15 protein-coding genes are annotated in these 12,726 nt (G+C 73.1%); 7 read left to right on the top strand and 8 right to left on the bottom strand.

Going from position 1 to position 12,726, the window contains the following annotated elements:
- The first annotated feature begins 222 nt into the window (after positions 1–222).
- A complete protein-coding gene (locus ACZ4AA_RS15685) occupies positions 223–1,332 on the top strand; it encodes a hypothetical protein (protein WP_467601407.1) in 1,110 nt (369 codons plus the stop codon).
- Positions 1,333–1,464: 132 nt separating this feature from the next.
- Here the strand turns inward: ACZ4AA_RS15685 and ACZ4AA_RS15680 are convergent, their stop codons facing one another.
- The 6 genes from ACZ4AA_RS15680 to ACZ4AA_RS15655 form a co-directional block, all read right to left on the bottom strand.
- Complete coding sequence (locus ACZ4AA_RS15680) at positions 1,465–2,070, bottom strand: GOLPH3/VPS74 family protein (RefSeq protein ID WP_467601405.1); 606 nt, start codon at positions 2,068–2,070, stop codon at positions 1,465–1,467.
- A gap of 255 nt (positions 2,071–2,325) precedes the next feature.
- Complete coding sequence (ykgO, locus tag ACZ4AA_RS15675; RefSeq protein WP_081220789.1) at positions 2,326–2,448, bottom strand: type B 50S ribosomal protein L36; 123 nt, start codon at positions 2,446–2,448, stop codon at positions 2,326–2,328.
- 40 nt (positions 2,449–2,488) lie between these two features.
- The gene (locus ACZ4AA_RS15670) at positions 2,489–2,749 is read right to left on the bottom strand and encodes a type B 50S ribosomal protein L31 (protein WP_467601403.1); all 261 of its coding nucleotides are present in this window, start codon (positions 2,747–2,749) and stop codon (positions 2,489–2,491) included.
- A gap of 76 nt (positions 2,750–2,825) precedes the next feature.
- Positions 2,826–2,990 carry a 50S ribosomal protein L33 gene (rpmG, locus tag ACZ4AA_RS15665; protein ID WP_164372232.1) on the bottom strand — a complete coding sequence of 55 codons (165 nt, stop codon included), beginning with the start codon at positions 2,988–2,990 and terminating at the stop codon, positions 2,826–2,828.
- A 263-nt stretch (positions 2,991–3,253) separates the two neighbouring features.
- Entirely contained in the window at positions 3,254–3,982 is a 729-nt protein-coding gene (locus ACZ4AA_RS15660; RefSeq protein WP_467601401.1) for a DUF4232 domain-containing protein, read from the bottom strand.
- Positions 3,983–4,142: 160 nt separating this feature from the next.
- Positions 4,143–4,490 carry a hypothetical protein gene (locus ACZ4AA_RS15655; protein WP_467601399.1) on the bottom strand — a complete coding sequence of 116 codons (348 nt, stop codon included), beginning with the start codon at positions 4,488–4,490 and terminating at the stop codon, positions 4,143–4,145.
- A 28-nt stretch (positions 4,491–4,518) separates the two neighbouring features.
- Here ACZ4AA_RS15655 and ACZ4AA_RS15650 point away from each other — a divergent pair, with 28 nt between their 5' ends.
- Complete coding sequence (locus tag ACZ4AA_RS15650) at positions 4,519–5,142, top strand: hypothetical protein (RefSeq protein WP_467601397.1); 624 nt, start codon at positions 4,519–4,521, stop codon at positions 5,140–5,142.
- A 43-nt stretch (positions 5,143–5,185) separates the two neighbouring features.
- Here ACZ4AA_RS15650 and ACZ4AA_RS15645 read toward each other — a convergent pair whose 3' ends face one another.
- Positions 5,186–5,965 (bottom strand): hypothetical protein, encoded by a 780-nt coding sequence (locus tag ACZ4AA_RS15645; protein WP_467601395.1) that lies wholly within the window; start codon positions 5,963–5,965, stop codon positions 5,186–5,188.
- Positions 5,966–6,080: 115 nt separating this feature from the next.
- Entirely contained in the window at positions 6,081–6,968 is an 888-nt protein-coding gene (locus ACZ4AA_RS15640; RefSeq protein ID WP_467601393.1) for a hypothetical protein, read from the bottom strand.
- Between the two features lie 230 nt (positions 6,969–7,198).
- Here ACZ4AA_RS15640 and ACZ4AA_RS15635 point away from each other — a divergent pair, with 230 nt between their 5' ends.
- From ACZ4AA_RS15635 to ACZ4AA_RS15615, 5 genes are all read left to right on the top strand, one after another.
- The gene (locus ACZ4AA_RS15635) at positions 7,199–7,903 is read left to right on the top strand and encodes a response regulator transcription factor (RefSeq protein ID WP_467601391.1); all 705 of its coding nucleotides are present in this window, start codon (positions 7,199–7,201) and stop codon (positions 7,901–7,903) included.
- Positions 7,900–9,390, top strand: a complete 1,491-nt coding sequence (locus tag ACZ4AA_RS15630) for a sensor histidine kinase (RefSeq protein ID WP_467601389.1) — start codon at positions 7,900–7,902, stop codon at positions 9,388–9,390. The genes ACZ4AA_RS15635 and ACZ4AA_RS15630 overlap by 4 nt, the downstream gene beginning before the upstream one ends.
- 47 nt (positions 9,391–9,437) lie before the next feature.
- The gene (locus tag ACZ4AA_RS15625; RefSeq protein WP_467601387.1) at positions 9,438–9,875 is read left to right on the top strand and encodes a hypothetical protein; all 438 of its coding nucleotides are present in this window, start codon (positions 9,438–9,440) and stop codon (positions 9,873–9,875) included.
- Positions 9,872–10,069 (top strand): hypothetical protein, encoded by a 198-nt coding sequence (locus tag ACZ4AA_RS15620; protein ID WP_467601385.1) that lies wholly within the window; start codon positions 9,872–9,874, stop codon positions 10,067–10,069. The genes ACZ4AA_RS15625 and ACZ4AA_RS15620 overlap by 4 nt, the downstream gene beginning before the upstream one ends.
- 246 nt (positions 10,070–10,315) lie before the next feature.
- Positions 10,316–12,568 carry a SpoIIE family protein phosphatase gene (locus ACZ4AA_RS15615; RefSeq protein WP_467601383.1) on the top strand — a complete coding sequence of 751 codons (2,253 nt, stop codon included), beginning with the start codon at positions 10,316–10,318 and terminating at the stop codon, positions 12,566–12,568.
- Positions 12,569–12,726 lie beyond the last annotated feature (158 nt).

Here is a 12,726-nt window from a genome sequence, read left to right as displayed (position 1 = left end):
GCCGGTGACCCGTTCGGACACCTCGCGATGACGGCAATACGGCCGATCGTCAACGAAACGCCCATAGTCACCCGATGGCGGAGGTCCGTGATCCCAGGGGGCCTCGCCTCCCTGTTCGTGGCCAAAGGCGACCATACTGGGAGGGCACACCACACCCCACCAGCAAAGTGACTCATGCCGAAGTCCTCCACAGAGCGTCCCACCGCACCGGAAACAGTCTGGATGGCCGCAGGGCGCCATACCGGCCCCGCCCCGCAGAGCGCTCTTCGGGAGCATCTGCGGGAACTGAAGAACAGTGAAAGGATCCAGGATTTCCTGGAGAAGGAGAACGCCACGGCGCCGGACGGCCACGTCTTCGAGGCGCGGTGGTTCGTCGACGACGGCGTGACCGTACGGGCGCGGCTCGCGACCGACGGGCGCGAGCAGGTGGACGGCGAGCGGCGCTGGACACTGGCGGCCGAGGCGGAGCGGGCCTGGGATCACGGGTGGCCCTCCCCCGCCGCGCTGCTCTGGCCCGAGCGTGGCGATCTCTCCTGGGACCGTGACGCGGTGGCCGGACTGCTGCTCCAGGACATCAACCCGCTGCCGAAGGACGACGCCGCGCTGCGCCGTCTGGTCAAGGACGTCGCCCGGCACAGCTGGAGCATCAACGTCTTCGTGCACGAGGCCATGACCCCCGACGCCGGGGGCCGCCTCCCGCTGGCCCGGCTGCTGCCGCCCGCGCTGCGGCATCGCGTGGTCGAACACCGGGCCACGCCCGAGCAGTTCCACGCCGTCAACTGGGCGCTCGGCGACCTGGGGACGTCGGTGCCGCGCGGCGGGGCCGTGATCCTGTCCGGCAACCCGGCCCGGACCGGGTTCGACGAGCAGGCGTTCCGGGTGCGCAGCGTCTTCCTCGACGGCTCGGAGCCGACCGAACTTCTCGACCGGATCGTGCGGTTCGCGGCGCTGCCGTGGCCACTGCCGGACGACGCGGCGGCGGTCTTCACATCCCTGCGCGAGGACTGGCAGTTGCTGACCATGGAGGAGGAACTCGCCCGCGCACGCGCGCTGGTGGCCTCGTACTCCGAAGCACTCGACGCCATGACGAAGTCGCGCGATCTGTACCGCGAGGCGACCGAACTCGCCCACGCGGCACTGGCCGGGATGGCCGAGTACCGCGACGCGGCCTCCGCGGTGCGGGGTTCGGCGACCGGGCAGGACAAGCACCCGCTGACGAAGACGCTTCAGCGCGTCACGGACTCGCTGCTCCCCCGGCGGGCCCAGCGGGTCGACGCGCACCTCCAGGAAGCGCGCGCGAGCGAGCGACGGGCCCGCGAGGCCTCCGAGTGACCTAGGTCGTGTCCGCAAAGTCCCGTCTGCCCGGCGACGCCTGGCAGACGAGACTCGCGGACACGACCTCGGGCGCGGGACGGCGGCCGGGACCACCCGCCGCCCCGCGCCCGTCGCTCCCGCGCGAGGCCGTCAGGCGCCGCGCCAGATGTTGGCGAACGCCGCGTTCTCGATGGCCCGGCGCTGGCGGACGGCCTCCAGTTCCATCACCGCGTCGTGCACGGCGACCAGCACGGTGGTCACCGACTCGTCCTCGACGGACGAGGTGTCGTCGCTCTGTTCGGCGGGGATTCCGACCACCTCGGCGAGCGCGGCGAGGACGGGCTCGTCGGCCGCCCAGCGGTGCATCGCCCGGCTGCGGGCCGGTGAGTCCACGAGCTCCATGCGCTCGCCCCCGAACGGCAGCCTGCTGCGGCGCTGCCGAGTGAGCTGGCCCGCCTGTTCGAGGTCGGTCTGATAGGCCTTGGCCAGGTCCCGGCCTCTGCGCCAGAGCCAGTCCTCGACCCGTTCGTACGGAACCTGCCGCACGAGCGAGGACGCCGCCTCACCCAGCAGCCGGTCGTCCGTCGCGGGCTGCCTGGCCGGAGTCATCCGGTCCCCGTCCAGGGTGATGACCTCGTCGGCGAGGAGATCGATCACCTCGGCTCCGGCGAGGGCGAGCGACAGGTCGCCCTGTCCCACAGAACGTTCCGGTTCCTTGTCCATCGTGATGATGAACAGATCCCTGGCCGTGGTCACGAACGGCTCCCTTCGGAGTACTTCGCCCGGCGCGACCGTCACGCATCGGATCCAGCGCGTCCACCGCGCCGCCCTCCGCGGGGATCCGGTCACCCACGGAGGAAGGGCACGTCACGAACGTGATCGTAACTCCCGGCGGACCGGTGCGTCAGCGAGCCGCGGGCTCCGCCACGAAGATGCCGGGTCCGTACACGCGGCCGGTCCGGCCGGCGCGGGTGCGCCGGCCGGACCGGATGCCGTTCGCCCGATGTGCCGTCAGCCCTGACGGGCCTTCAGGCGCGGGTTCTTCTTGTTCACGACGAAGACCACGCCGCGCCTGCGGACCACCTGGGCCCCCGGCTTGGACTTCAGCGAGCGCAGTGAGTTGCGTACCTTCATGACTCTGTCCTCCTCCTGCCGACCCGGCGTGCTCCGGCGGTCAGTGCCGGTTCGACGCCGTGCGGCCGTAGCGGCGCTCGAAGCGCTCCACCCGGCCGGCGGTGTCCAGGACCCGCGAGGTCCCGGTGTAGAACGGATGGCTCGCCGACGAGATCTCCACGTCGACGACCGGGTGTACCGCGCCGTCCTCCCACTCGATGGTCTCGGCGGAGTGCGCGGTGGACCGCGTCAGGAACGCGACGCCGGCGGCACGGTCCCGGAAGACGACCGGACGGGATGCGGGGTGGATGTGGGGCCTCATGCGGTTCCCTCCTCGGTTACGGCAGGTCGGTCCGCGGACACGACGGGTGCGCGGGCCGGAAGATCCCGGCGTGCGGTCAGCGCTCCTCCCGGAACGCGACGTGCCTGCCCGCCTGCGGGTCGTACTTGCGCAGCACGAGCCGGTCGGGGTCGTTGCCGCGGTTCTTGCGCGTCACATACGTGGCGCCGGTACCGGCCGTCGACCTCAGCGTGACGACGGGGCGCGCGGTACTGCGTGCCATGAGGTCCTCCTTCGCCCACCTTGCGCAAACCTTGATTCGCGCATGCCAATCAGTTACGTGAGCTGTAACAGCGCACCCGGTGTCCGCATTCCCGGCCCCGGGAAGTGGCGTACGACACCCCGTCCGTTCCGTAGGTCCGGTCCTGACCCGTTCCACAGGTCGGGCGGAGTGGGCGCCTCCGGTCCCCGTGCGCGGGGCCGCTACGGCACGGCCCCGCTCCGGCAGCCTACGGACGGGTTCGCCGGGCACCGCACCCGGAACGGTCAGGAAGGCTTCGACGCGGTGACGGCGGTGACCGTCGCCTTGTTGTCGCACTCGGCCAGCACCCCGTCCTCCAGGGCGAGTTGGGTCGCTCCGCTGCCGGGCAGACCTACCACCAGGGTCGGATACGAGACCGGGGTCGACCCGGACACGCAGTAGCCGTCGGCCTCGCCCTGGACCTGGACGAACGTGAGCTTGACCCATGCCTTGGCGGCGGGTGCGAGCACCACCTGCGACGAGGGGCCCGACCGCGTCACGGTCAGCGGGTGGTTCTTCTCGGGAGAGCCGTTGGCCGCCCCCGCCACGGTCGGATACCCCTGGAGGACGCACTTCGCCCCGGACATGTTGGTGAACTCGACGATCGCGGCGCCGGTGCCGGTGCCGGGGGGCCGTACGTCGGCCTGGTACATGAACGCCTTCAAGGCCGTCGACGCACAGGTCTTCGTCTTCGTCGCCGGTGGCGCGGTGGCCGGGACCGATGCCGGGGCCTTCGGGGTGTGGTCGCCGGCGGGCTCGGCCGTGGTGCCCGTACCGCCCGACGGCTTGGCGGACCCCGGGGAGCCGGAGGACGTGGCCGACGGCTTCTTCGCGGTGCCCGACGGCGAGGCGGCGGATCCCGCGGCGTCCTGGCCGGGCTGGCACGCGGTCATGAGAAGGGTGGCGGCCGACATGGCCGCCATGGCCAGCGCGGCTCCGCGGACACGTGGCCCGGAGTGCGTCCCGTACTGCATGAAGTCCCCCGATGGCGATGTTCAGGTGCCGGTCGTTCACCGGCACTCGTCGCTACAGATCGCCCGACGGCCTGCGTGGTTCACGCGCGGACAGGGCTGTGACACGACGGTGACGGGACGGCCACGGATCACCGGGGGCGGGCGGTCCGCCGACCGCTTTCTATCCGTTTCCCAAGGTCAGCCACAGGCGTTGCGCGGTGGTCGACGTCGAGGTGAATTCCCGGCAGTCGACCACGGCCCGGGTGACCCCGGTCGCGGCCCGGACGAGCTCCAGCCGGACCGTGGCACCCGTGCCGTTGAGACGGGCCTCCATCCAGACCGTGGTGGCGCCGACGTCCGTGCGCCGGGTCCGCCTCCCGGTCAGCAGCCGGGTCGTGACGTCGGCCGACGTGGTGCGCAGGACGGGGACCTCGGGCAGGTCGGCCACCAGCGTGCCGTCCTCGCGCAGGGTCCAGCGGGCACCGCGCAGACGGTCGGCCACCTCCTGCGTCCGGGAACGCGTTCCCACCACGGGATCGGCGGAGGTGACGCGGAGCGTGCGGAAGATGCGGGGGCGCGGTGAGGGACCACCGCCGGAGGAGGACGGCTTCCCGGGTGTGAAGGTCGGGAGTCCCGGCGGACGGGTGGGATCGGGCGGCGCGGCACGGCTGGGACACGCCGTCGCCCCGGCCTCGGACCCGGAACCTGCTTCGGACCCGGACGAGCGGGGCGAAGAAGCCGATCCGAGCGGTGCGCCAACCGCCGGGATAGACGCGGGCGGAGAGCCCGCCCCGCGTGCTCAGACGTACCTGGGCGCCCGGCGCGTGCTCGTGGACGAACGCCGTCATCCCGGCGGAGAAGTGCTGTTCGGCGCTCGTGTCCCTGCTCTCCCGCGGGGCCGGGGGCGCCATCAGCGGGTGGTCGGGGGCCAGCAGTCCGTGGCGGCGCTCGACGAGTCGACAGCGTGCCCCCGGCGCGAGGAGTGCGAGGACGGCCGCGAGCAGGAAGAACTGGGGCAGGAGCTGGACCAGGCTGAGCACCGCGGTCACGAAGCGGCCGCGTCCAAACTGTCCGAACGGGGCGAGTCCCGTGCCCACGCCGACGGCGTGTCCGAGCAGCGCGGGAAGCTGGGCGAGGAAGAGCGCCAGGGCCAGCCACAGCCAGGGCGGCGGCCCCCATGAACGGGCGGTCCGCGGGGACGGCCGCCTCCTCATGAAGCCGTGCTCATCCCTGGTTCGTCCCCTCGGGACCGGCCGACGGTCCGCGGCCCCTCGTGCGCGGGCGGGCGGCGCGGAAGAGCAGGCCCGATGCCGCCGAGCGCAGGCGCCGCAGTTTTCCGCACCGGGTGTCCGGGCCGCTCCGCGGCCGGGGCGGTTCGTCACCGACCAGCGCGTCGAGGAAGGCGTCGATCTCCGCGGGATCGTCCTCGGTGACCAGCAGGACCATGAGCCGGGCCGTGAGTTCGTCGGCCCGGTCGGGGGCCAGTCCCCGGGCCCGGAGCCGCCCGCTCATGCTCAGCGCGGCCCGCAGGCCCTCGAGGGAGGGGGCGGCCGGACCGGGGTCCGCTCCGCCCGGCGCGGCGGGTGGGGTGCCGTCCCCGGCCGGGGCGGGCATGTCCTCCCCGACCGGCTCGGCGTCATCGCCCGAGGGGGTGGCGTCCGCTCCCGGTCTTCGGGCCGAGGCGGCGGCCTCGGCGCTCCGCTGGGCCCGTAATCCGACCAGGAGTCCGGTGGCCGACAGGAGGTTGTTCAACTCGGGGCTGCCGAGGGCGGATCTGAGGGACTCGGCGGCGTACGCCAGCCCGTCCAGCACGGCGGGAAGGACGGAGACGGCTCCGCCTCCCATGCCTCCGGGCGCCCGTCCCGGTAAGGAAAAAAGGTTACGGCGGGAGGCTCCGCCCGCGGCGTACGCGCGCGCCGTCTGCGCCGCGAACGCCTTCTCCCCGGGGGCGGCGCACTCGGCGATCCGCACGCTCCAGGTGTCCAGTGGGTCCGGTGTGGTCATCGGGCCTCCCCCGGTCCGGCCGCCGCGCGTTCCCCGTTCCCGGCCGCGTGCCGTTCCACCCCGTGCGCCAGCCGTCCCCTCGTGGCGCCGCCCGGGAAGGGGGTCCGTAAGGGCGTCACGAGGCCGTGCCGTCGAAGGTGAACCTGAACGCGACCACGCCGTCGATGGTGCTGCCCCGGGCGGTGAGTGACGCCCCGGAGCCGTCCAGCCGGCCCGTGAACGTCGTACCGGCGGCCAGCGCGTGCGGGAAGCCGCCGGGCAGCTGGCCGAGGTCGGAGCGGCAGGCGACCAGCAGGCTCGGCCAGTTGAGGAGGTTCAGGACGACGGCCTCACGGTCGTGCGGGTCCGTGAGCCGGGCGTTCAGCTCGCCGTCGGACCAGCCGATGGTCCAGTAGGTCAGCAGGAGATTCGGGTCCCGGTAGTGGCCCGCCAGGTCCTGGCTGGAGACGGTGCTGACCGAGGACGACCTGAAGGACATCGCGCCCGCCTGGGAGGGACTGCCCGCCGCGAACAGCATCGAGAACGGGTTGCTCTCGGTCTGGTCGCCACCGGCCTGCGGCCTGCCCAGGTCGAGCGTGCTGTTCATCGAGTAGGTCTGGCTGCCGGCCAGGCGCCGGGAGCCGTCGGTGGTGCAGTGGTCGTAGACGTCGACCGAGACGCTCGCGGTGCCGGTGTACTCCTTGCCCCACAGGGCCGGCGCGCCCGAACCGCCGGCCGCCACCGTTTCCTCGGACGCGGCCGTGGTGGCCTCCTGCGTCATCGGCGCGGCCGTCGGCGTCGACGGCTCGCTCGCGGAGGGCGTCACCTCGGGCGAGGACACGGGCGCCGACGAAGGCGCCGCGGACGCCAGGGTACCGGCGGACGCCGTGGAGGCGTCGGCCGTCGCCGCGTCGCCATGACCGCATCCGGCCACGGACGCGCACAGGAGCCCCGCGCAGACCGCCGCCGCCAGCTGGTTTCCGATGATTCCGGGCACGCTTCGAACGCGCGTCATGGCAGCCATGACACTCCCCTCCCAGCACCGGGTCACCCCCCACGAGCACCCGGGCAAGGCCGGACATTACGCTGCGCCGGCGTTTCCTGTACCCGCCACGAAGTCCTTCGTTACCGTTTCGTGGCTGGCCGGATTCAGGCGGGCGGACCGCGCCGGTCCGCGGGCCCGGCGGCTGGTGCACCATGGGCCACCAGACGGGCCGGGCCGACCGGTCCGTTCCTCCGGGCTGGGGTGGAGTGATGGGCAAAGACCGGGGCCGGGTCCTCGTCGTCGACGACGACGCGGCGATACGACGGTCACTCGAACGCGGCCTGCGGCTGGGCGGTTTCACCGTGGACCTCGCCGACGACGGCCGGCCCGCGCTGGACATCGCCCGGCGGACCCCGCCGGACGCGATCGTGCTGGACATCTCCCTGCCCGGTCTCAGCGGGATCGAGGTGTGCCGGACGCTCCGCGAGGAGGACAACGACGTCCCCGTGTTGATGCTCTCGGCGCTCGACGAGACCGCCGACCGGATCGCGGGGCTCCAGGCCGGCGGGGACGACTATCTGGTGAAGCCGTTCGCCCTCCAGGAGTTGGTGCTCCGGCTCCAGGCGCTGCTGCGGCGCCGGCCGCCGAGGGACACCGACACCGTACGGGTGGGCGGACTGGCACTGGACCCCGCGGCTCGCACGGTGAGCCTGGACGGGCGCCGACTCGACCTGACCCGGCGGGAGTTCGAGCTGCTGCACGTCCTGGCGCGCAACGCGGGCATCGTCCTCGGCCGTGACCAGCTCCTCGACCGGGTCTGGGGGTACGACTTCGATGTGCGCAGCGACGCGGTGGACACGTTCGTGAGTTATCTGCGGCGCAAGCTGGAGACGGCGGGCCGGGCCCGGATCGTCCACACCGTACGGGGCGTGGGGTTCGTGCTGCGCGACGACGGGCCGGAGGCCGGACGATGAGGCTCTCCACCCGCATCGCCCTGGCCGTCGGGGCGACCGTGCCGATCCTGGTGCTGGCCACCGGCTGGCTGCTGCTGCGGCTGGTCGCCTCCGATCTGCACCACGAGCAGGACGCGCATCTGCGCCAGAGCGCGGCTGCCGTGGCGAAGGACGCCCGCGGGCTGCTGCGCGCGAGTGCCGCGGAACGGTCGGCGGCGGTCGAACGGACCCGTGAGAGGCGGCTGTTCACCTCCGCCCTGGACGTCGGCGTACGGCTGGTCGGCCCGTCGGAGACGTTCACGGGCGGCCCGCAGCCGGACTCGGGGGCGCCGCTTCCCGCGAGCGCTCCGGTCCCGGTCACGCTGCGGACCGGCGGGGCCTCCTGGCGGATCCTGTCCCAGCAGGTGTCCGGCACCCGTCCCGGGGTGCGCGGCACGCTCTGGCTCTTCGCGCCCGACACCGCCGCCGACACCCGACTGCGCCTGGTACGCAGGCGTGTGCTGACGGTGGCCCTGCTCGCCGCTCCGCTGTCGGGTCTGCTGGCCGGCGCGGTGGCCGGACGCGCGAGCCGTCCGCTGCGGCGCCTGCGGGACAGCGCGAGCGGTCTCGATCCGCGGACGACCTCCGCGCGCCTGGACCACGCCCCGGCCCGGATCGCCGAGGTCGACGATCTGGCGCACACCCTCCAGACGGTCCTGAGCCGCTACGACGAACAGGCGGCGAGGACCGAGGAAGCGCTCGCCACCGCCCGTTCGTTCGCCTCGGCCGCCGCGCACGAGCTGCGCACCCCGTTGATGAGCATGCAGACCAACCTGGAGATCCTCACCGAGCATCCGGCCCTTCCGGCTCCCGACCGCGACGAGGTCCTCGACGACCTGCGCCTCGAACACTCCCGGCTCCTCGGCCTGTTGGTCATGCTGCGCGAGCTCGGCCGCGGTGACCTGGTCGAGGCGGACGCGTTCGGTCCGGTGGATCTCACGGAGGTCGTCGAGGCGAGCGTGCGCGAGCGGCGGAGGCGCCATCCGCTCGCACACCTCGCCGTGCACTGCCCTTCGGGGATCCGGGTCCACGGCTGGGAGCCGGGACTGCGCACGATCCTGGACAATCTGCTCACCAACGCGCTGGTGCACGGAGGATGCGCCGACGGGCAGCCCGCCCGGATCGAGGTCACCCTGCGCGCGAGCGGCGACCACGCCGTCCTGTTCGTGGACGACCGGGGGCCGGGGATCGCGCCCGAGCGGCGGGCCGCGGTCTTCGGACGCTTCGAGCGCCGCCCGGACAGTCCGGGCTCGGGGCTCGGGCTCACCCTGGTCGCCCAGCAGATCGAGCTGCACCGGGGCCGCGTCCGTGTCCTGGAACCGCCGGCCGGAACGGGGACCCGGATCGAGGTCGTGCTTCCGCTCCGGGACGGCGGGTCCGGCAGGGAGGCGGCACTCCCCGCGCAGCGCAACTGGGTGATCGCGACCGCCGGTGCCCGGCCACAAGAATTCCACAAAGAGGACTCCTAGCGTGCCGGACGTGCGGGCAACCGCCCCGCAACGAGGAGGAGTTCAGCATGCCGAGGACACCGTCGAACGCACCGAGGAAGCCGGCCGCGTCGAGGACCAGGACCACCGTCGTCTCGCTGGTGGCGGCCGGGGCGCTGCTCGGCGCCGCGGGCGTCGCGTCGGCCGACAGCGCCGGGACGCGTCCGTCGGGGGCACCGAAGGGTGACGGCGCGAAGGCGATCTGCAAGCGCGCCCCGAAGATCGACCAGAGGATCGACCGCATCCTCGGCCGGCTGAACGGGGACGCCTCGCAGCGCGGTTCCGTCGCCCGGCTCGAACAGCGGGTGGCCGACGCCAAGTCCGCCGGGCACACGCAGATCGAGACCTACCTCAACGACCGGCTCACGTTCCGGCGTTCACTCGTACCGACCCTGGAGAGCCGCAGGAAGGATCTGGCGGACGTCGAGAAGTGGTGCGCGAGCCACGGCGACGGAGCCGCCTCATGACACGCGCGGGGCGACTGGCCCTGGCCCTGGCCGTGAGCGCGCTGCTCCTGACCGCGTGCGGCGGATCGGGTGACACCGGGAACGCCCCGGCCTCGCCCGGCCCGGCCTCCACCGACGTCGCCCATCTTCGGAAGCTGGTCGACGGCGCGGAGTCCGCGGCGAGTTCGGCCGAGTCGGACATGGCCCACGACTGACGCCGTGACCGGCGGCGTCCACCCCCTCGAACGACCGCTTCCCCCGGCGCGAGGCCCACGGCCGACGCGGACGTGGCGGAGCCGCATCGGCTTGCGGCTCCGCCACGTCGTAGAATGATGGTTTCGTGGACCAAAGGGAAGTAAAGGGCATGTCGCCCGATATGACCTCCTCCGGCGATCCGGCCGTCGACGTCGTCCCATGACAGCGGGGACGCCCGGCCGGACGCACAGCGGAGGTGATTTCCGGTGACCGCCGCCACTCCGCTGATGGTCGTCGACGGCGCGGGCGTCGTCGTGCGGTGGAGCCGCAGGGCACGCGAGATCTGGCTGCGCTCGGACTCCGAGGCGGTGGGCCGTACGGCCCTCGCCATGGTCACACGCGACCTCGGGGACACCCGATCCGGCGGGGAACCGGAATCGGGGCCCCTGGTCATCCACGACGTGGACGGGGATCCGGTCGACCTCCGCGTCCAGGTGGTGCCGCTGTCCGACGGCGCGGTCGCCTGGGGCGTCTACGAGGCGAGCCCCGACGCCGCCCGTCCAGGCATGCCGACCGCGGTCTTCGACATCCTGCACGCCAACACCCACGACGCCTTCATCGTCCTGGACCCCGCGCTGCGCGTCCTCAGCGTCAACGAAGCGGCCGCCTCGCTGTGCGGCGTCACGGCGGACAAGGCTCTCGACCGGCCGGTCGGCGAGGTGTGCCGCCCCTCCCGCCCCCAGGAGTTCGAGGACCTCCTGCGGGCCGTCCTCGCGGACGGCACGCCGGTCACCGACCACGCCGTACGGCTGGACCCCGCGGACGGTTCGACGCGGGAGCGCTTCGTGGACGTCTCGGCGTTCCCGTTGCGGGACGCGCGCGGCGTGGTGGTCTCCATGACCGACGTCACGCAGTCCCTGCGGTCCAAGAGGCGGCTGGACGCGCTCGGTTCGGTGCGCGAGCGGGTGGGCCGGAGCCTGGACGTCGTCACCACCTGCCAGGAACTCGTGGACGCGCTCGTCCCCGGCTTCGCCGACATCGCGGTGGTCGAGGTGGTCGACGCGGTGGTGCGCGGCGAGGATCCCCCGCTCAGTCCCCTCGGGCGCGACATCCCGTTGCGCCGCGCCGCCTTCCGTATCGAGGGACCCGTCGACGGGGCGCAGGCCCATCCCGTCGGCGACGTGCGCGCGGTGCCGTCGCCGACGCCGTACTCGCAGGTCCTCAGCGACCTCAGACCACGCGCCGTCGCGCTGGACAGCGGCGCCCCCTGGCTGAACGCCGATCCCGAGCGGGCCCGTGCCATCCGCGACTCCGGCGCCCGCGTGCTGCTCACCACCCCGCTGGCCCTGCGGGGCGCCGTACTCGGACTGCTGAGCCTCTATCGCGTACGACCGCACGACGCGTTCGACGAGAACGATGTCAAGATCGCCGACGAACTGGCCTCGCACACCGCTCTCAGCCTCGACAACGCCCGCCGCTACACCCGCGAGCACACCATCGCGGCGGCCCTGCAACGCCATCTGCTGCCCCCGGAGCCTCCGTCGCGGACGGCCATGGAGTTCGCCCCTCTGCACGTCCCGTCCGACGCGGGGGCGGGCACCTGGTACGACGCCTTCGGTCTGCCCGGGGCCCGCACCGCCCTGGCGATCGGGGAGGTCGGCGGAAGCGGCATCGACGCGGCCACCGCCATGGGCCAGATCCGTACGGTGATCCATTCGCTCGCGGCGCTCGACCTCGACCCCGACGAGCTGCTGGCCCGCCTCAACGACGCCGTCGTACGGCTGGCCCAGGAGCGGGCGGCCCTGCCGTCGAGCGACCCGCTGCGCGCGCAGCCGCTCCGGGCCGGCTGTGTCTACGCGATCCACGATCCCCTCCAGGAGACCTGCGTCATGGCCTCCGCGGGCCATCCCGCCCCCCTCGTGGCACACCCCGGCGGACTGGTGCACGTGCCCCAGGTCCCCACGGGCCCGCTGCTTGGCAGCAGGGACGGACCACCGTTCGCCACCGTGTCCGTCCCCCTGCCGGACGGCAGCGTCCTGGCCCTGCGCACCACCTCGTTCCCGGTCCCCGAGGACCCCGGCGCGGACCCGGGGGACCCGCTGCGCACGGCGCTGACCCGGCTGGACCGCCCGCTCGGCGAGCTGCGGGACGACGTGCACTACCGGCTGCGCGACACGGGGGGCCATCGCGACGTCCTCCTGCTGCTGGCCCGCACGCGGGCCTTTCCCCCGGACCGGGTCGCCACCTGGTCCCTGGACTTCGAGCCCACCGCGGCCGCGGCGGCGCGGCACCACGCCCGGGACCGGCTCCGCGTGTGGCGGGTGAGCGAAGAGACCGCCTACGCCACCGAGCTGATCGTCAGCGAACTGGTGACCAACGCCCTGCGGTACGGAGCCGCGCCGATCCGGTTGCGTCTCATCAAGGACGCCACCCTCACCTGCGAGGTCGCCGACGCGGGCGGGGCCGCGCCCGCACGGCCGACGAGGGCGGACGCGGCCTGTTCATCTGCGCCCAGCTGAGCCACAACTGGGGCATCCGCTACTCGGCGCGGGGCAAGACGATCTGGACGGAACAGACGCTGCCCTAGGTGTATTGACCCGCAGCGTTGTTCACACGGCTGATGGGTGGCTGGCCTCCGAGGGCGGTGTGGCAGCGATGGTAGTTGTAGCCGTGGAGG

The sequence above is a fragment of the Streptomyces sp. NPDC024698 genome (genome assembly GCF_055559015.1).
This window is presented reverse-complemented; position numbering and strand designations above follow the sequence as displayed.

Coding starts and splice junctions, on each gene's coding strand:
- rpmG (WP_164372232.1), bottom strand. CDS start 2,990: ATGGCACGCAGTACCGCGCGCCCCGTCGTCACGCTGAGGTCGACGGCC.
- ACZ4AA_RS15645 (WP_467601395.1), bottom strand. CDS start 5,965: ATGACCACACCGGACCCACTGGACACCTGGAGCGTGCGGATCGCCGAG.
- ACZ4AA_RS15630 (WP_467601389.1), top strand. CDS start 7,900: ATGAGGCTCTCCACCCGCATCGCCCTGGCCGTCGGGGCGACCGTGCCG.
- ACZ4AA_RS15635 (WP_467601391.1), top strand. CDS start 7,199: ATGGGCAAAGACCGGGGCCGGGTCCTCGTCGTCGACGACGACGCGGCG.
- ACZ4AA_RS15685 (WP_467601407.1), top strand. CDS start 223: ATGGCCGCAGGGCGCCATACCGGCCCCGCCCCGCAGAGCGCTCTTCGG.
- ACZ4AA_RS15670 (WP_467601403.1), bottom strand. CDS start 2,749: ATGAGGCCCCACATCCACCCCGCATCCCGTCCGGTCGTCTTCCGGGAC.
- ACZ4AA_RS15640 (WP_467601393.1), bottom strand. CDS start 6,968: ATGGCTGCCATGACGCGCGTTCGAAGCGTGCCCGGAATCATCGGAAAC.
- ykgO (WP_081220789.1), bottom strand. CDS start 2,448: ATGAAGGTACGCAACTCACTGCGCTCGCTGAAGTCCAAGCCGGGGGCC.
- ACZ4AA_RS15660 (WP_467601401.1), bottom strand. CDS start 3,982: ATGCAGTACGGGACGCACTCCGGGCCACGTGTCCGCGGAGCCGCGCTG.
- ACZ4AA_RS15620 (WP_467601385.1), top strand. CDS start 9,872: ATGACACGCGCGGGGCGACTGGCCCTGGCCCTGGCCGTGAGCGCGCTG.
- ACZ4AA_RS15625 (WP_467601387.1), top strand. CDS start 9,438: ATGCCGAGGACACCGTCGAACGCACCGAGGAAGCCGGCCGCGTCGAGG.